The following is an 18168-nucleotide window of genomic DNA, read 5'->3' as shown; positions in this document are numbered from 1 at the left end:
TAGGTTTTAGAGAGCATTATGGCTGAAGTAGAACAGCAACCAGAAACAGGATTACCTCGACCTAAAAAACGTCGTATTATGAGAAGTGTATTATTCACATTGCTCATAGTGTTGGTTTTGCTTGTTGCTTCCTTCGCTGTCATGTTCACGACCGATAAAGGCAGTAAATTTTTACTGGACCGTGTTTTACAAAGCCAAAGAATTATTCATTATGAATATGAGGGCGGTAATCTTTTACACGGCATTATTCTAAAAAATATCTTAGTCACCTTAAAACCCGTTGACGTTAAAATTGATCGTGCCGATGTAAGCTTAGGTTGGCGTGCGATTCTCAAAAAAGAAATTCATCTGAATCGTGCAGATGTGCGTAATTTGCAAATTATCAGCAAGAACCCACCGAGTGATGAACCCTTTAAATTTAGTGAAATTCGTTTACCTTTTGTCTTGCGCTTAGATACTACTGATGTAGATCATTTGGTGATTAAAACTTCAGCTACCAGCATAAAATTTAATGATATTCACTTAAATAATGCACTTTGGTCGGGCACAGAACTTAAGTTTGAAGATTCCCGTGTGAATATGGAATATCTCGCGGTTAAAAATGCAACGGGTGAAATGAAGTTTGAAGGGAAATATCCTTTAAATGCTGTTGCTGATTTAAATATTCCGTCATTGAATGAGAGTCTAAATATTCATGATATCAAAGTTGTGGCTAAGGGGACTCTAGATACGATACAAGCTGGTGTCGCGACAAATACGCCTGATTTATTAACAGGTTGGGCGGTGGTGCATCCTGTACGCGAACATGTTCCGATGTTTGGCGAGTTGCAGTTTAAAAAATATCATTGGCCCTTAATGACTGAGCAAGAGTTATTTAGTAAAGATGGTGTGGCTAAATTTAATGGTGATATCAAACGTTTAAATCTGGATATTACAACGGACTTAAGTGGTAAAAATATTCCACAAGGTCAATATAACGGTAGCATGCATACCGATTTAGCCCATCAATTGGATATTACTCATTTAAACGCTCAATTGATGAAGGGTGCAGTGAATGTTGCTGGTGTCGTCAATTGGAAAGATCATGTCACTTGGGATGTAAATGGGCGCGTAGATAAAATAAATCCAAAAGATAAATTGATTCCATTGGTCATTCAAGATTTTTTACCGCCAAGTTTAGACGCTAAAATTGCATCCACAGGTCGTTTAGAAAAAGGCATGCATTTAACGGGATTGGTTGATTTTGATCGTTATGAAACATGGAATTTAAAACTGGATCAAGCTGAGCAAAAAGGTAAAAAACCGAATCCAATGTTATTGGATGTTGCTTGGAAAAATATTGATCGCGCCGTACCTTATGTAGGTTGGCTAAGCAGTAAATCAGGCAACGCTAAATTGGCTTTAGTGGAAGGCAAACAAGATATTCATATGGCAACTTCTATTGCTAAGCATGCTAAAGGTGTATTGCCTGAAGGTTCATATAAAGCACAATTGAACCTTAAAGATAATAATTTAAATGTACCAAACTTTAGTTATATTACAGGTAAAGGCAGTTTAAGCGGAAGTGCAAAAGTAGTGTTGCCTTCAGATAAGCGTCAATTGAAGTGGAATGCTATTTTAAATGCAAAAGATTTTAATCCGCAAACTGTGGTGGGTGCGGCACCTGTAAACTTAATCAATGGACAGATTAAAGCCAATGGTTTTGCTAAACCGAATCAACAGATTATTCAGTTAGATTCAATTAATTTAATGGGTCGTTTGGCACAGCAAAAGAATAATGAAACGGTTCGTTTAACTGGACGTAGTACCGCAGCAATTTTATTTCATGATCAAAAATCAGGAGGGGCTTTTAAAAGCTTTGCAGTGAATTATGATGGTGCACTCAATGCCAGTCATATTCAAGTCAGTCAGGGTTTGCTTAAATTAAAAATTTCTGGCACCCCAGAGTTGATTAAAATTGCTGAATTACAGCATTCAGGTGTTGCAGGGAAAATTTTTGCCAGCGGTTTAGTTAATCTTAAAAATGGCATTGGTTGGAATGTAAATGCATCTTTGGTTCGTTTTAAACCACATTATTTTGTTTCGAGTGTGCGCGGTGAATTATCCGGTAATGTTAAAACGCAAGGTGTTTGGTCAGACACATTAAAGCGGATTAATATCGAGAAATTGAATTTAGCCGGTATGATTAATAATAAACCTGTTCGCGGAACAGGAAACTTGGCTGTTGTATTAAATTCCAATCAAAAAGGTTTCTTGCCACAACAATTTGAAGCGAATAATTTGTATTTATCCTATGCAAAGAACCAAATACAAGCCACAGGTAATGCACAAAATTTAAGATTAAAAGTAAATGCACCAGCTTTGTATGAACTGTACAGTGGGCTTCGTGGTCGCGCTTATGGTTATTTAAATGTGCAATCACAACCAAAATTACAAGCAAGTGCAAATTTGGCTGTAGATAATTTTGGCTTTAATGATTTAGTCAGTATTAAAAAATTACGCATACAAGGTCAATTGCCTACTTCAGAACTCACCCCTACGTTACTGACTGCAAAAATGGAAAGTTTACGTAGCGGTTCGCGTGAAATTCAGCAAGGTGAAATTTCACTGGCAGGTACACGCAAAGCGCATATATTGAAAGTCCAGGCAGAAAACAGAGTTTCTAAATTTTATGTGCAATTGGCAGGTGGCTTTAATGCGCAAAATGATTGGTTGGGGCAAATTCAAAAAGGTGACTTTGATTCATTACGTGCGCGTTTAGTTCAGCGTCAAAATGCATCTGTTATTTACAGTTCAGCGCGAACAGAGCTACAAATAGGAGCACATTGTTGGTCAAGCCAGCAAAGTCAATTATGTTTTGACCAGCCTATTCGTGTCAGTAAAACCAAAGGTAATGTGTCCTTTATTACCCAAAATGTCGATTTAAATGATTTTGCTGCATTTATGCCAGACGGTTTGGCAATTACAGGTAAAGTGAATGGTTATGCAAAAGCTGCATGGGCTCAAGGTGCTAAACCAAAAATTGATGCAAGATTGGTGACGCGAAATGGTGTGATCGGCTTGGCAGCGGAAGATCCTCAAGATGTTGGTTCTACACTAAGTTACAACGAAATTGCTTTGGTTGCGAAAAGTGTCTCAGAGGGCTTGCAGGTTCGTTTAGATGTTAAAACACCTGAAATTGGTGCAGGTTATGCCAATGTCATTATCGACCCTTATAAAGACAGTAAACCAATGCGCGGTGAAGTTGCCTTTGATCAAGTGCAACTCAAAGTCTTTAAGCCCTTTATTCAAGATATTCGGTCACTTGCTGGAACTTTATCATTTGCAGGGAAAATCTCTGGCACCTTAACTCAGCCTTTATTCAATGGTGAAATGCGCCTTAAAGATGGTGCAATCAGTATGATTTCATTGCCTGTGAACTTAAATAATATTCAGGTGTACTCTTCAATTAGACAAGACCATGCCAGTATTAATGGGGCATTTAATAGCGGTCAAGGTGTAGGTTTGTTAACTGGGAATGTAGATTGGAAAAATGACCCACGTATTCAATTGCACCTAAAAGGTAAAAACTTACTTCTTCGTCAAGCGCCATTAATCACAGCAGTCGTTACACCTGAGTTAACTTTAGATGTCTTGCCATTAAGTAAAAAATTAACCTTAAGTGGTAAGGTTGAAGTTCCGCGTGCCTTAATTTCAATGCCTGAGGCTTCAGCTCCTGTGGTTAATGTCTCCTCAGATGTGCGTATTGTTCATGAAGGGCAAGATCAGCTTGCAATATTGAAAGCTGCTCGACCATGGGATATTCGTGCAGATGTTATGGTTGATCTGGGTAATCAAGTCATTTTTCAAGGTTTTGATAGTCGTATTCCATTAATTGGACGTTTGTATTTATCACAACGTGGGCTTGAAACTGCAATGCGTGCCAATGGTGCCATCGGTGTTAGCCAGCGAGTGAAAATTGAGGCGTATGGACAAAGCTTAGATTTGAACCGAGCGATTGCGCGTTTCAATGGGCCTTTGTATAACCCAACTTTAGATATTGATGCCAATAAGAGTGTGCAAGGTAGTACCGTTGGTGTTCGTGTTACGGGAACTGCGACCAGCCCGAATATTCAAGTTTATAATGATGCTGGTTTATCTGAGCAAGAAGCTTTAAATGCTTTAATTACTGGTCGTATTAATGAAGGTACCAGTGGTATTAGTCAGACAGAAGGCTTTAAATCCGATGTAAATAATACGATTGCTGCTGCTGGAATTAGTATGGGCTTGGGTGGTACTCGTGCGCTAACCAATCAAATTGGTCGTACTTTTGGTTTAAGTGGTTTAGCACTAGATGCACAGGGAACAGGCGATGATACACAAGTCAGTGTGACTGGTTATCTCACACCAGATCTCTTTATTCGTTACGGTGTGGGTGTGTTTACGCCAGTCAATAAGTTGACCTTGCGTTATCAAATGAATAAACGTTTATATTTAGAGGCGAGTCAATCTCTGGAGCGTGCAATTGATGTTTTCTATAACTGGCGCTTTTAATAATATAAAATGTAATTAACTGTTTTATTTGGTTTTTACTAATATTTATCTACATTTTTTTGTTGATGCTGTTGCATTGAAATAAAGGATAAGTCATTTACCTAGATTTAGATTTGATCGGCTTTTTGGTTAGAGCAACCATTAATTTTTTATATTGTTGAGCTAAGATATGCTGTTATAGAGGCTTTATCAGGAAGATCAGGGCTTTAATTATCAAGAAATAGGGCTTTTATCCTCTATCGTAATTGTGATACCTATTTTTTAGTCATTTCATCAAGTGTTGTATTCAAGTTGGATTTTATGACATGAATTTTTTTTAATGAGCAATAACAAAAATAATGAAAATCTATTCATATAGGGCTCAAGCTATAGTGTATGTTGATCATAATTAAGGGATATATATGAAAACAATAAAAATAATATTTGGTGCTATGGCATGCTGTATAAGTGTTGCTGGACAGGCAAAACAAACTGTTTGCGTATTTGACCCAATTGGTAAAGCTGGTGATGCATTCGCATTGGCAAAAGATTATGCAATTGAGGCAAAAAAATGGGGGGCTGATATTGAATTACGCGCTTATGTTGATGAGCGTATTGCAGCAGATGATCTTAAAGTTGGTAAGTGTGATAGCGGTTTGAGAGGTCGGCAATTCAATAAATACACAGGTTCTCTGGATGCAATTGGTGCTTTAACAGATATGAAAACTGCAATTACTGCATATCAATTGTTATCCAGACCTCAAGCTGCAAGTACAATGATTAATGGAAATTATGAAATTGCAGGTTTAGGTACTATTGGTCCTGCTTATTTATTTGTGACTGATAAAAATATCAATACATTGGCTAAGGCTGCAGGGAAAAAAATTGGAGTTTTTAAATATGATGAAGCCCAACCTAAATTAGTTCAGTATATTGGTGCGCAAGCTGTATCGGTAGATGTGACTAATGCTGGAGCAAAATTTAATAATCATGAGCTTGATATTATTCCTGCTCCAATTGTCGCTTTTAAACCATTAGAATTATATAAAGGTTTAGGTGAAAAAGGAGCAATTATTAAATTCCCTCTGACTCAAATTTCTGCAAATTTTATTATACGTAAAGACAAATTTCCTGAAGGTTTTGGTCAAAAATCGAGAACATGGGTTTCTAGTCAACTTAGTCGTACTTTTGCTATTGTTAATAGATATGAAAAAGATGTACCGAGTAAGTATTGGATGATTATTCCAGCACAAGAACAACTTACTTATATGAAGATGATGCGAGAAGCACGTATCCAACTCACAAAGGCTGGAGTTTATGATCCCAAAATGATGAATCTTTTAAAAAAGGTGCGTTGTAAGCAAAATCCTAGTAATTTTGAATGCGCTTTGAATGATGAATAAGTAGTAAGTTTATTTGAAAGTCCTTCTGAAGTGGTCACTTGAATAGGAGTTGGGAAGCCCTCTATGAAGGTTAAACTTTGCCTTAATTTTTATAACTCACTGATATTACGCAGCGATTTAAATCTGTCAGACTAAATTATAGAAAAAATTAATTTCGCGTGAGGGTACTATCTGTTGGTCTACTGTACAGGGATCTTTGCTCAGAGCAACAAAAAGATTTTTCTTGTGGACTCAAAATATATTTTGAGATCCTTATTTTGATCTTTCAAAAGTAGAAATAATGTCTATGCAAGGGTCTTTTAAGCTTTGTAGTACATCTAAGGTAGTGCATATTGAATAACATCAGCTAAGTTATTTGTATATAAATCTAATCAATTTTTATTCATGACTGAAATTATCAGGCTTTTTAAAATGACTGCGTAACATCAGTAACTTATTATTTCTACAACTGCAAAACTCACTATATTTTTAGCTAAATCACTATCATTAGCCCAATAAAACTGAGTTAATAATTCAATATTGATTTTTTGGGATATTTTATAAAGCCCAGATATGCAAAAACGAGAGCAGGGCTCTCGTTTTTTAATCTTAAACTACCTTACCGATGTAAGAGTAGTTTTAAAATTATAGTGCTACGATGTTTACAGCATTCGGGCCTTTTTGACCTTGAGTGATGCTGAATTCAACTTGTTGACCTTCAGTCAAAGTTTTGAAACCAGAGTTAGCGATTTCGCTGAAATGAGCAAAAACGTCAGGACCGTTTTCTTGTTGAATAAAACCGAAACCTTTAGTTTCGTTGAACCACTTAACAGTACCTTTAACAGTATTAGACATAATACAATCCTATAAACTTTAATATTTTTTGGCTTACTAAAAAACCGATGTTAACTTGAAAATAAGAATGGAACTTTAAATCTGAAAAAAACGAAGGATTATGACTAAAACTGCGATATAAGAGAAGATTTACCAGAACAAACTTTTTTCTAGTTGAGGTACATAGTATACACATTCATAAGAATATGCAACCTAATATCTAACTATTTTTAATTTTTTATGCTTAATATTTAGGGGTGGTTTTTTTTATTAATATAAATCAGTTGTTTGTGTGTTTGTTTGGCTGTGTTTATGGGAGGTAAATTAATCAAGGTAAACAGATTAAAAAGTGAATCATGAGTTTGAAATCCTATTTATATAGTTTTAGGAAGTGTGGCTACTTCATGTTAGGGGAAGTAAAAGTATTGTATGCATGGCGATAGAGCATTGAAAATAAAGTGTTTTTAAGATGGTTCTGGATTTGGATGTGAATGAAGATATATGCTGGTGATGCTTTATCTATAGTTTAGTTATTTATAAAGTAGTCTAATCACAAGCTCTGTTTGGCCGTTGTAGGGCTTTGTTTGCAGAAAGCATTTCTAAATCACGATGTGAAATTTCTAAAGTTTAAATGAGGAAATAGAGACTTTAGAAAACAGTTGATTCGTGAGTACCATATATAACGCCATATCCATTTTACAAGCCATACAATTGTGTGAGTTGCTTATAATTTATGCTTAAATAGGTTTGAAAGCGTTAATTTTCAATTAAAGTTGAATAAAGTTTGCTTTGTCACTGTTTAGGGCGTATAAAGTCACTTCGTTGATGCGGGATGGAGCAGTCTGGTAGCTCGTCGGGCTCATAACCCGAAGGTCGTTGGTTCAAATCCAGCTCCCGCTACCAACGAGAAAAATTTAAAGTTTATAGCCTAATCTACATAGATTAGGCTTTTTTTATGCCTTTAATTTAAGCTTAAACTGAAGTTTTTTCTTATATAAAGGCTGAGTAATTTCGTATTTTTATGAACTTTGATTATGATATGAAGAATAGGAGAATGTTCATGAATAAATTATTCACTTTAATTGCATTGGTTGCTTTAGTGGGATGCGCTGAAAAAAAGCCACTAACACTTGAAGAGCAGTGGAAAGGGTATTGTACCAGTGTCGGTAATGCTGCAAATACGATTATGTTTGACCGTCAAAATGCAATTGACAAGAAAGCGGCACTAGCACATGCGAATAAAATTGAAGATGCAACGACAAAAACATTCGTCTTAGATATTATCGAACAAGTCTATGCGTTTCCACTCGCTGAAATTAGTGCGGATCCAGAAGCTAGCCGTACTCAATTTAAGCAAAAAATTACAGAAAAATGTATTGCAACCCCGCATGACAAACTACCCAATTACAAGCCGTTCTAAGGAACGGTTTTTTTATCGAATAAGTATTTAAATTCCTTAAAATAGCCTAAGCTTAATAAAAGAATAAATTGTCACATTTAAGCTAATCATAAATATAGAAAAGCATATCTGAATAGTGAATAATGAAATTAACAACAACAAAATTAAAGAGTACCTTATGGACGTTGTGGGTTATCTACATCATGCAGACTTGCTCTTAGAAGATGAACAGGGCGTTGCAATAATTAGCGGAAATCACTATGTGCTTAGTTTAGGTGACAAAGTTTATATTCAACATATAATTGATCAAGAAGCGAAGCTTTATCAAGTTCATATTTCATTTGCCAGCGCAGAGCATGCTATGCTGCATGAAGATAAAATTCAGATTAAATTTGAGGGCTGTCGAGAAAGTTTACGTGAATATATTCATGCAACGACAGTACACTAAGGTTGAATATTTTTCTTTTTAGAAAAAGGGCAACATTAGGTTGCCTTTTTATGTATGAATTTTAGTCAAAAGTTAATTGTTGCCACGATTAAAGGTGTAAATTAGAGCTGATTTGATTGTTAATTAATCAAAAGAGGCACCATTTAGCTACAAAATAATGAGCATCACGAAGAAACACCGCTACTGCATTAACTTTTAACTAGATTTTTAGTAAAATTTAGTTGTCCATATTACTTGTGAAGCTTAGAAGAAGCTGGAATTCATAAGTAGTTTTTTAAAAAAGAGGAATAACACCGTGCTAGAAGCTTACCGCCAACACGTAGAAGAACGTGCCGCACTCGGAGTCCCACCGAAGCCACTAGATGATGCTCAAACAGCTGACTTGGTTGAACTATTAAAAAATCCACCAGCTGGCGAAGAAGCATTTTTAGTTGACTTGCTAGAAAATCGTGTTCCTGCAGGTGTTGACCAAGCTGCTTATGTTAAAGCTGCTTTCTTGGCTGCTTTGGCAAAAGGCGAAGCAACTTCTCCTTTAATTTCTAAAGAACGTGCAGTTTATTTATTAGGTACTATGCTTGGTGGTTATAACGTAGCCCCTTTAGTTGTATTGCTAGATGATGCTGAACTTTCTGAATTAGCTGCTGAAGCGTTGAAAAAAACACTTTTAGTATTTGATGCGTTCCATGACGTAGCAGATAAAGCTAAAGCAGGTAATGTAAATGCTCAAGCGGTTATGCAATCTTGGGCAGATGCTGAATGGTTCACTTCGCGTCCTGACGTTCCAGAAGAAATTAAACTGACTGTATTCAAAGTTACTGGCGAAACGAATACTGATGATTTGTCTCCAGCTCAAGACGCTTGGAGCCGACCAGACATTCCATTACATGCAAATGCGATGTTGAAAAACGTACGTGATGGTATTGATCCAGAAGTTCCTGGTGAAGTTGGTCCATTAAAGCAAATTAAAGAATTGATCGCGAAAGGCAACCAAGTTGCTTACGTCGGTGACGTTGTTGGTACGGGTTCAAGTCGTAAATCAGCAACGAATTCTGTACTTTGGTTCTTCGGTGACGACATTGCTCACATTCCGAATAAAAAAGACGGTGGTTACTGCTTAGGTTCTAAAATCGCGCCTATCTTCTTCAATACGATGGAAGATGCGGGTGCGTTACCGATCGAAATCGATGTTGCTAACATGAACATGGGCGACGAAATCGTTCTTAAAATTGATCATGCTGCTGCAAAAGTAACTGCATTCAAAGCTGGCGAACAAATCGCTGAATCTGAATTGAAAACGCCTGTTCTTCTTGACGAAGTTCGTGCGGGTGGTCGTATTAACTTAATCGTTGGTCGTGGCTTAACCACTAAAGCGCGTGAAGCTTTAGGTCTTCCAGTTTCTACATTGTTCCGTGTTCCAGTACAACCTGCTGCTACTGGCAAAGGTTTTACTCAAGCACAGAAAATGGTTGGTCGCGCTTGTGGTCTTGCTGAAGGTCAAGGTGTACTTCCGGGTACTTACTGTGAACCACGTATGACGACTGTTGGTTCGCAAGATACGACTGGTCCAATGACACGTGATGAATTGAAAGATTTGGCTTGCTTAGGTTTCTCTGCAGACCTCGTTATGCAATCTTTCTGTCATACAGCAGCTTATCCAAAGCCAATTGATGTACAAATGCAGCATACGCTTCCTGATTTCATCATGAACCGTGGTGGTGTATCTTTACGTCCAGGTGACGGTATTATCCACTCTTGGTTAAACCGTATGTTAATGCCTGATACCGTTGGTACTGGTGGTGACTCACATACGCGTTTCCCAATTGGTATTTCTTTCCCTGCGGGTTCTGGTCTTGTAGCATTTGCTGCTGCAACTGGTGTTATGCCATTAGACATGCCTGAATCAATTCTGGTTAAGTTCAAAGGTAAAATGCAGCCTGGTATCACTTTACGTGACCTTGTACATGCAATTCCTTACTATGCGATTCAAGCGGGTGACTTAACTGTAGAGAAGAAAGGTAAGAAGAACATTTTCTCTGGTCGTATCCTTGAGATCGATTTAACAGAAATGGAAACTGACCTGACTGTTGAGCAAGCATTCGAACTTTCTGATGCTTCTGCTGAACGTTCTGCTGCTGGTTGTTCTATCACGCTTTCTGAAGAGAAAGTTGCTGAATACCTTCGTTCAAACATCACCATGCTTAAGTGGATGATTTCTGAAGGTTATGGTGATGCGCGTACGATGGCTCGTCGTGTAGAGAACATGGAAAAATGGTTAGCGAACCCATCACTTCTTAAAGCTGATGCTGATGCTGAATACACGAAAGTGTATGAAATTGACCTAGCTGACATTAAAGAACCAGTTCTTTGCTGCCCGAACGATCCAGATGACGCTAAACTTCTTTCTGACGTTCAAGGCGTTAAAATTGACGAAGTATTCGTTGGTTCTTGTATGACAAATATCGGTCACTTCCGTGCGACTGGTAAATTGTTAGAAAAAGTTCCAGGCGGTGTATTGTCAACTCGTTTGTGGATTGCTCCACCAACGCGTATGGACGAACGTCAATTGATGGAAGAAGGTTTCTATAATATTTATGGTAAAGCTGGCGCGCGTACTGAAATGCCAGGTTGTTCATTATGTATGGGTAACCAAGCACGTGTAGCTCCGAACACAACTTGTGTATCGACTTCTACTCGTAACTTCCCGAACCGTTTAGGTCAAGGTGCTAACGTTTACTTAGCGTCTGCTGAACTTGCATCTGTTGCTGCTGTACTTGGTAAATTACCAACTCCAGAAGAATACCAACAATATGCAGCTCAAATTGACAGCATGTCTGCTGACATCTATCAATACTTAAGCTTCGATAAAATGAGCGACTATACTGACGCTGCTGCGAATGTTGATACGAAGAAAATTGCTGCTGCTCAATTGACTTAATGAGCTAGGATTAAGAAAAGCCAAAAAGGCTTTTCCCTAGTGCAAGAGCAAGTCTATGATTTGCTTGGAAATTAAGCAATAAGCGGTATAAAATAAGGGCTGATTAATCAGCCCTTATTTTTTGAGAAGAAAATGGAAAAACATGTAGATAATTTGATTAAGCAGACTATAGAAATAATTTATAAGAATAAAAGTCATGGTGATTATTTTAATTTATTAAAAATTGCTGGAATTAGTAGTAGTGAGGTTTTCACCCATACTCCAATATTAAAAGAGCTATTAGATCCAAATGGTTCACATGGTCAAAAAACATTCTTTTTGAAAAGTTTTATAAAATATTTAGGCTTAGATTTTCAGTTGGATGAATATGTATCTATAAAAAAAGAATTTAGATGTGAACATGGGCAAATTGATTTACTTATTCAAAATAAAAATAAAGCGATGATCATAGAAAATAAAATTTATGCAGAAGATCAAAATAAGCAATTAAATAGATACTATAATTATTGTATTGGGCAAAAAAAAGATCCATTAATTATATATTTAACATTAAATGGCGACGAGCCTAGCGCATCTTCTTTAGGTGTAATAAAAAAACTAAATGATCAATATGTAATTGTGTTAGATGATAAATATCATTTTGTGGATTTACGTTGTATAAGTTATGCAGAAAATATTATTAATTGGCTTGAGAGTGTATTAACTGAAGTTCAATTTAGCAACAATCTGGTCTCAGCTATAAGTCAATATGTAAATTTATTGAAATTGTTGACTGATAAGGTGATAACTGGAGGTAAGGAGCTTAATATGATGTTGGAAAATTTAAACTCAGAAGAACTCGCTGCAATAAAACTCATTTCACGACAATTTAATAGTAGCGAATATCGTGGTTATCTACTTTTTCAATTATTTAGCAATGTTCAGAAAAAAATTATAGATAGTGGAAATTTTATAGTTTCTAATGAGTATGAAAATATTCTATTCACTAAAGAAAATTGTGTGGCGTGGTTTGAACAAGCTAGCGCAAAAAATCCAGCAATTAAAAGAAATGTAATAGGATGTGCTTTAAAATGTAAAACAAATTCAAAGCTTACTTTTTTATTTGTAGTGGCAACAAACGATCTTCATTATGGAATAGTTTTAGATGGTGTGAGTTCTGAACAATTAAAAGTAATAACTAACAATTTTCCAACTTGGAAGATACGACCAGTTTGGAAAAAAATAAAATATGAGTGGATTAGTCACGATATTGGAAATTTAAGAAAATTTTCTGGAGATACTTTTAAGTTGCTAGGCGTAGATAATAGTTTTTTAGATAATTTTATTAGTGATCGAATTAATGATTTAGAAATTTTAAATGGACTATTAAGCTTGGAATATTCTGGTATTTCCAAAACCAAATAATTGGTATAGCCCATGACTCCAATCTTTCAGACCAAGGCTCACTTTAACTGATCGATATTTCCTTTATGTATGTCATTTGTTACACTTTACAGCTAGACCAATAAATCGTTTAATCCACACATTGTGAAATGATTTAAAAAGTTGATGTAAATAAATGGCAAAACAGGCGCGGTTTTTATGTATTGGTGGATTTCTCAACGGATCAGCCGTGAAAGATCAAGGTGAAAGCTTTGAATGTATTGAGAAGTCAAAAAAAGTGATCTATCGAAAACTCGAAATTTTTCATCCAGATTCTTGGGATGACTATTACTATATCTGTGAAACAACCACGGATAAACAAGCTAAAAGTTGGGTGTATGGCATTGAGTCTAATTAATTGTTTATTTATTAATTATATTTTCAATGAAATGCTCAAATATTTTTGATTTCTTACGATATGTGAAGATAGGTGTTTTTTGCATTACCAAAAAACATCGGCATCTTCCATATTTTTAATCTTTCATACCAAGTTTTTTTTTGCTGATTCTCTACATTACGTGTATGTATTTTATAAACGATAGTATTTGTACAAATAAAGTCTAGATAGTCCAAGAATAAAAATAAAATCTTGTCCATAAGTTATGACTCTGTTTAAAATTAAGTAAATAAGCATCATTGGATATCACATGAATTATCAATTAGATGCCTTTTTGACAATAGTTGTGGCAGTTTTTGTTCTATTGGTCGGGTATGTAGTCGTCAACAAGGTGAGTATTTTAAAAAAATACAATATTCCAGAACCTGTCGCAGGCGGGTTAGTGGCGGCAGTGATCACATATTTCTTATTTAAAAGTTTTAATATTACGGTTAACTTCGACGCGAATATTCAACAAATTTTTATGTTGATGTTTTTTACCTCAGTTGGTTTGAGTGCGAGTTTGATTAAACTTAAAGAGGGTGGAAAAGCACTTGTGCTATTTTTGGCATGTGTCATCGTCTTTGTACTACTGCAAAATGCAGTGGGTATTAGCCTTGCTAAAATGCTGGGTTTAGATCCTTTAATTGGTTTAATTACTGGTTCAGTGACGTTAACTGGCGGGCATGGTACTGCGGGTGCGTGGGGTACTGTTTTTGAACAAGATCATGGAATAAAAGGCGCAATTGTCTTAGGTATGGCAAGCGCTACATTTGGTTTAGTCATTGGTGGCATGATGGGTGGGCCGGTTGCAAAATTTCTCATTCGTCGTTTTAAATTGGCTGAAGAAATTTTACCATCAACAGGTCGAAATGAAGCACCACCAGCAGCGGAAACAGCACCATTTGAGTATCCTGAAAAGACCCGTTTAATTACTGCAGATGATGCGGTTAAAACTATGGGGATGTTTGCCATCTGCATTAGTTTCGCTTATTTCATGACAGCTATTGCCAAAGGACAATGGTTTGAACTTCCAACTTTTGTTTGGGCGCTCATGTGCGGTGTTATCTTGCGAAATATTTTAGAACATGGTTTGAAAGTTCAAGTATTTGAGCGCTGTATAGATGTATTTGGTAATGCATCATTGGGACTGTTTTTGTCCATGGCTTTAATGTCATTACAGTTATGGTTATTGGCAGACTTGGCAGGGCCCTTGATTATCATTCTTATTGTTCAGACACTTTTCTTGGCACTCTATTTGTACTTTGTGACCTTTCGTATTATGGGCAAAAATTATGATGCTGCGGTACTGTGTGCAGGTCAATGTGGTGTGAATTTAGGTGCAACCCCAACTGCAATTGCTAATATTCAAGCGGTAACCAATACTTATGGCCCATCACATAAAGCCTTTTTAATTGTGCCGCTGACTGGTGCATTCTTTGTAGATATTGTGAATGCATTTGTGATCCAATTTTCAATTGGCATCTTGAGTTAATTTGCTTGGTTGATATTTCAAAAAATAAAAAAGCACCCGTAGGTGCTTTTTTATTGCCTAGAATAGGGAGTGGCCTATGAATGATCCGTTAAGCATCTAACTGCTTCGGTCAGCTTGTGTACACAAACCATTTAAGCGGGAAAGCTTCAAGATGTAGAAATTGCATGTGATGCACGCGTGGAAAAAGCCATTAAGCCTTATGAGGATACAATTTCTCAAGCGACAAAAGAGAAAGCCACCATCGAAAAAGTTTGGTCAGATAAATACATAGAGATAGAGCAAAATGCGATTAAAAAAATATAAGCATGCGAATGCTGCCGCTCGTAGTGCTGAGCTGGCTAATAATGGGTTGTCAAAGCAACTCAGTGAGGCCAACAAACGTTTGTCCGAAGCCCCATTGTTTGAGTTACACCATGACTAACAGTGAATTACTCGAAGCGTGCACAGCTGAATATCGAAGCATGGTAGAAAAAGCAGATGGCTACGCAATTGATGTCGAAAGATTAAGTAACATTTGGCCAAAAATGGAACTCGTTGACTAAGAGCTTTCGGTAATAATTGTTAACATGGTTTAAATAGTTCTATTAAGAAACAGCCAGCTATATTTATTCCACTTACATTAACGCATGTTGATACATACATAGTAGGGTATCACCAGATTTAAAGAGTAGCTTGATAAGGTTGCTACCAAAGCAACGTATTCCAAAACTATAGGATGGAAACTAAAATGGCTAATCAACAGAACCAACCAAATCAAGAGTCTAGTCAGCCACACCAGCCAAATCGTCAAAATGATCCAAAAAATCCACAGCAGCAAACAGACCCTAGAAAACAATCAAATGAACAACCCGAAAACCCACAAAAGCAACCCGACGAACCATCTGAAAACCCACAGAAACAACAGAGGTAATCTTTGGTAGAAATAAAAACCCCAAACACGCAGTTTGAGGTTTTTATTTCTGGTCTATTCCTTTATGGATAATTTTTATATGGTTATACCAATGAGAAGCAGGATATTCCTTAAATAAAAAAATCATTATAATTATGAGTATAGGATGCTTGCTGCTACAAGAATTAGACTTAAAGATGTATAAAAAAAGCCTCAATAATATATTGGGGCTTTTTTTTATATTTATGAGCATTTTACTGATTCTGTTGATCTTTTTGCCGTTGTATATCTTCTCGATCCTTCTGATTTTGTTGGCGCTGTTGATCTGGCTTATAGTGTTGATGTTGTTGATGATCTTGCTTTTGTTGCTGATCCTGTTTGTTTTGATGATATTGTTGATCTTGCTGTTTGTTTTGGCGCTCTTGATCACTCTCTTGTTGCCGATGTTGATCACTTTGTTGATTAGTCATGCTAAATCCATCCACTTTTAAAATGAGTTAATTATAAATTTGCATATTTATCATTATAAAGCTACCTACTGCATGTGACATTTTTTTTCATTGTAAAATTTGTGATTTAAAATAAAAATATATGATTAATTAGGATGAAGTTATTTAAATTTTTAAAAAATATAAATTACATTGGCTACTTGATAAAACATATATTATTTTTAGGCTCTATGGGAGTAAGACATAAAAATTTCTTAATTTTTATACTTGCATTCTTAAAAAAGCTTTCCATTTTTCACAGTGTGTTCAATGTAGAAGTAGAGCCATGTTTTCATTTTTATTCTTTCCAGTGTCTTTATTTGATATATAAAATAGATGATACAATGAGTGTATAAAGACCTGCTCACTTGTGGATAACTTGCGCTTTACGCCAATTAATTATAAGTTATTGTTTTTAATCGTTAAAAAGCCCCATGGTTAGGGGCTAGTCGTATATAGGTCAAGCCCATATACTGTAAGAGGCTCATCTCAAACTAAGCGTATTAGAACACACCAGCTATCAAATAACTATCTATATCTTATTTAAACAGCCAATTGTTGTTCAATCACAGACCATAAGTTTTGATGTGATTTTTTAAACATTAACATATGACCAATTGCTTTATGGTTGTATTTTTTTGGCTCTAATTCAATCATTTGTGTAGCTGCATTTGGGTATAAGCGCAGTAAGTCTTTCACATTTATAGCAGTGGCAATTTCATCATCTGAAGACCATAGTACAGTAATGGGGCATTTAATTTCCGTGTGATAATCTTCAAACACAGTTTTGCCCATTGCATTCATGACATAACCTGGTTTGCTACAAAATTGCGCCCATTGTTTGGCCACATCTTTAGGTAAGTTTTCACCCATGCCAATAGCCTGTGTTGGCCCATATCCTTTGGTAATGCGCGCTAATGGAAAAATGACATTGAACATAACAGGAGCTAGAAGTTTAGTTTTACCTTTTAGACCTTTCACATGCCCAGTTGAGCCTGAAACTGCAATAACTTTTGCAACTTTTTGATAATTTGGGACAATGCCTAAAAGCTGACCGCCTGCACTATGACCCAATAAAATAACCTGATCTGTTTGTGTCTTACATAACAGGGTATCTATTGCAGCAGGAATATCAAGCTGCCCCCAATTGACAATACTGGCTTCAGATTTCTTTAAAGGGCCATGTAGGGAGCGACCAATTCCACGGAAATCAAAGCTCAAAACATCATAGCCTTGTGTACTTAACCATTCTGCAAAAGCTTGGTAGAAGTGTTGAGTGATTCCAGTTGCAGGGCAAATTAAAATGGGGTAATTATTTTTACTTAAATTTTGTTTTGGGTAAAAACATCCACTGAGAGAATATCCATCTTTACAGCTGATTTCTAATGTTTCAAAAATACTCATATTTAGAACATGCGTTAAATTTAACTTGCTACTACTGTAGCGAAATTCTAAAAAGAAACTTGCATAAAGAATGACTTTAAAGTCAGAATAGCGTTCTAAAAATAAGGATATAAATCAATAGATATGGAAGATTTAACTCAATCTGTTTCACTCGCAATTATATTTAGCGGTATTTTTCTTTGGGTGGGGATGCTGACTGGAGTATGGAAATACTATCAAATACGCCATTCTGAGCAGGCTCGTGCGCATTATTATGTTGATATTGCACATAGAAGTAGTTTGCTTTATGCACCAGCCAGTTTGATTATTGCCGTTTTAGCCTATTTTTCAGTATGGTCTGAAGGGATTAATTTAATTTTTGTATTGATCAATCTTTTCTTTTTTAGTTTTTCAATTTTAAGCTATGTGTTACATGGTTGGCTTAAAGATACCAGTAATCAATTTAAAGTTCCGCATCAAATGGGATGTTGGCAATTGCCAAAATGGATGCTCACCAGTGCAATGATTTTTTTAGTGATAGGGGAATTGGGTGCGACAGCAGGGTTGTTACTTGGGGCAATTTTTGGTTTGGGCGTGTTTTAATT

General features: G+C 36.1%; 14 protein-coding genes and 1 tRNA gene. 12 read left to right on the top strand and 3 right to left on the bottom strand.

Annotated features, from left to right (window positions below; all coding sequences use genetic code 11):
• The first annotated feature begins 18 nt into the window (after nucleotides 1-18).
• Entirely contained in the window at nucleotides 19-4533 is a 4515-nt protein-coding gene (locus B9T25_RS07655; protein WP_086187855.1) for a translocation/assembly module TamB domain-containing protein, read from the top strand.
• Between the two features lie 431 nt (nucleotides 4534-4964).
• Nucleotides 4965-5915: a putative solute-binding protein gene (locus B9T25_RS07650; RefSeq protein WP_416202358.1), complete on the top strand. Its 951-nt coding sequence runs from the start codon at nucleotides 4965-4967 to the stop codon at nucleotides 5913-5915.
• A gap of 624 nt (nucleotides 5916-6539) precedes the next feature.
• On the opposite strand, the gene B9T25_RS07645 is transcribed toward B9T25_RS07650, so the two are convergent.
• Nucleotides 6540-6749, bottom strand: a complete 210-nt coding sequence (locus tag B9T25_RS07645; protein WP_004648869.1) for a cold-shock protein — start codon at nucleotides 6747-6749, stop codon at nucleotides 6540-6542.
• 805 nt (nucleotides 6750-7554) lie between these two features.
• Between B9T25_RS07645 and B9T25_RS07640 the strand changes: the two genes are divergently transcribed.
• From B9T25_RS07640 to B9T25_RS07600, 9 genes are all read left to right on the top strand, one after another.
• Nucleotides 7555-7631, top strand: a tRNA-Met gene (locus B9T25_RS07640).
• Between the two features lie 157 nt (nucleotides 7632-7788).
• Nucleotides 7789-8148, top strand: a complete 360-nt coding sequence (locus B9T25_RS07635; RefSeq protein WP_086187853.1) for a hypothetical protein — start codon at nucleotides 7789-7791, stop codon at nucleotides 8146-8148.
• A 157-nt stretch (nucleotides 8149-8305) separates the two neighbouring features.
• On the top strand, nucleotides 8306-8575 hold the full coding sequence (locus tag B9T25_RS07630) for a hypothetical protein (RefSeq protein ID WP_086187852.1): 270 nt from the start codon (nucleotides 8306-8308) through the stop codon (nucleotides 8573-8575).
• A gap of 295 nt (nucleotides 8576-8870) precedes the next feature.
• Entirely contained in the window at nucleotides 8871-11510 is a 2640-nt protein-coding gene (locus B9T25_RS07625; RefSeq protein WP_086187851.1) for a bifunctional aconitate hydratase 2/2-methylisocitrate dehydratase, read from the top strand.
• A gap of 132 nt (nucleotides 11511-11642) precedes the next feature.
• On the top strand, nucleotides 11643-12914 hold the full coding sequence (locus B9T25_RS07620; protein ID WP_086187850.1) for a PD-(D/E)XK nuclease family protein: 1272 nt from the start codon (nucleotides 11643-11645) through the stop codon (nucleotides 12912-12914).
• 154 nt (nucleotides 12915-13068) lie between these two features.
• Nucleotides 13069-13290: a hypothetical protein gene (locus tag B9T25_RS07615; protein ID WP_086187849.1), complete on the top strand. Its 222-nt coding sequence runs from the start codon at nucleotides 13069-13071 to the stop codon at nucleotides 13288-13290.
• A gap of 289 nt (nucleotides 13291-13579) precedes the next feature.
• Nucleotides 13580-14803: a sodium/glutamate symporter gene (gene gltS, locus B9T25_RS07610; RefSeq protein ID WP_086187848.1), complete on the top strand. Its 1224-nt coding sequence runs from the start codon at nucleotides 13580-13582 to the stop codon at nucleotides 14801-14803.
• Between the two features lie 177 nt (nucleotides 14804-14980).
• Nucleotides 14981-15106 carry a hypothetical protein gene (locus tag B9T25_RS14780; protein ID WP_265733490.1) on the top strand — a complete coding sequence of 42 codons (126 nt, stop codon included), beginning with the start codon at nucleotides 14981-14983 and terminating at the stop codon, nucleotides 15104-15106.
• A gap of 424 nt (nucleotides 15107-15530) precedes the next feature.
• Nucleotides 15531-15713 (top strand): hypothetical protein, encoded by a 183-nt coding sequence (locus B9T25_RS07600; protein ID WP_086187847.1) that lies wholly within the window; start codon nucleotides 15531-15533, stop codon nucleotides 15711-15713.
• A 233-nt stretch (nucleotides 15714-15946) separates the two neighbouring features.
• Here the strand turns inward: B9T25_RS07600 and B9T25_RS07595 are convergent, their stop codons facing one another.
• On the bottom strand, nucleotides 15947-16162 hold the full coding sequence (locus B9T25_RS07595) for a hypothetical protein (RefSeq protein ID WP_086187846.1): 216 nt from the start codon (nucleotides 16160-16162) through the stop codon (nucleotides 15947-15949).
• 561 nt (nucleotides 16163-16723) lie between these two features.
• Complete coding sequence (locus B9T25_RS07590; protein WP_086187845.1) at nucleotides 16724-17584, bottom strand: alpha/beta fold hydrolase; 861 nt, start codon at nucleotides 17582-17584, stop codon at nucleotides 16724-16726.
• Between the two features lie 123 nt (nucleotides 17585-17707).
• Here B9T25_RS07590 and B9T25_RS07585 point away from each other — a divergent pair, with 123 nt between their 5' ends.
• A complete protein-coding gene (locus B9T25_RS07585) occupies nucleotides 17708-18166 on the top strand; it encodes a hypothetical protein (protein WP_086187844.1) in 459 nt (152 codons plus the stop codon).
• Nucleotides 18167-18168 lie beyond the last annotated feature (2 nt).

Origin of the sequence: Acinetobacter sp. ANC 4470 (assembly GCF_002135335.1) — a bacterium.
Lineage (GTDB): Bacteria > Pseudomonadota > Gammaproteobacteria > Pseudomonadales > Moraxellaceae > Acinetobacter.
This window is presented reverse-complemented; position numbering and strand designations above follow the sequence as displayed.

What these genes read in the sequence shown, in the direction of transcription:
- B9T25_RS07600 (WP_086187847.1), top strand. Translation starts at nt 15,531, where the DNA reads ATGGCTAATCAACAGAACCAACCAAATCAAGAGTCTAGTCAGCCACAC.
- B9T25_RS07595 (WP_086187846.1), bottom strand. Translation starts at nt 16,162, where the DNA reads ATGACTAATCAACAAAGTGATCAACATCGGCAACAAGAGAGTGATCAA.
- B9T25_RS07635 (WP_086187853.1), top strand. Translation starts at nt 7,789, where the DNA reads ATGAATAAATTATTCACTTTAATTGCATTGGTTGCTTTAGTGGGATGC.
- B9T25_RS07590 (WP_086187845.1), bottom strand. Translation starts at nt 17,584, where the DNA reads ATGAGTATTTTTGAAACATTAGAAATCAGCTGTAAAGATGGATATTCT.
- B9T25_RS07630 (WP_086187852.1), top strand. Translation starts at nt 8,306, where the DNA reads ATGGACGTTGTGGGTTATCTACATCATGCAGACTTGCTCTTAGAAGAT.
- gltS (WP_086187848.1), top strand. Translation starts at nt 13,580, where the DNA reads ATGAATTATCAATTAGATGCCTTTTTGACAATAGTTGTGGCAGTTTTT.
- B9T25_RS07645 (WP_004648869.1), bottom strand. Translation starts at nt 6,749, where the DNA reads ATGTCTAATACTGTTAAAGGTACTGTTAAGTGGTTCAACGAAACTAAA.
- B9T25_RS07615 (WP_086187849.1), top strand. Translation starts at nt 13,069, where the DNA reads ATGGCAAAACAGGCGCGGTTTTTATGTATTGGTGGATTTCTCAACGGA.
- B9T25_RS07650 (WP_416202358.1), top strand. Translation starts at nt 4,965, where the DNA reads ATGGCATGCTGTATAAGTGTTGCTGGACAGGCAAAACAAACTGTTTGC.
- B9T25_RS07585 (WP_086187844.1), top strand. Translation starts at nt 17,708, where the DNA reads ATGGAAGATTTAACTCAATCTGTTTCACTCGCAATTATATTTAGCGGT.
- B9T25_RS07655 (WP_086187855.1), top strand. Translation starts at nt 19, where the DNA reads ATGGCTGAAGTAGAACAGCAACCAGAAACAGGATTACCTCGACCTAAA.
- B9T25_RS07620 (WP_086187850.1), top strand. Translation starts at nt 11,643, where the DNA reads ATGGAAAAACATGTAGATAATTTGATTAAGCAGACTATAGAAATAATT.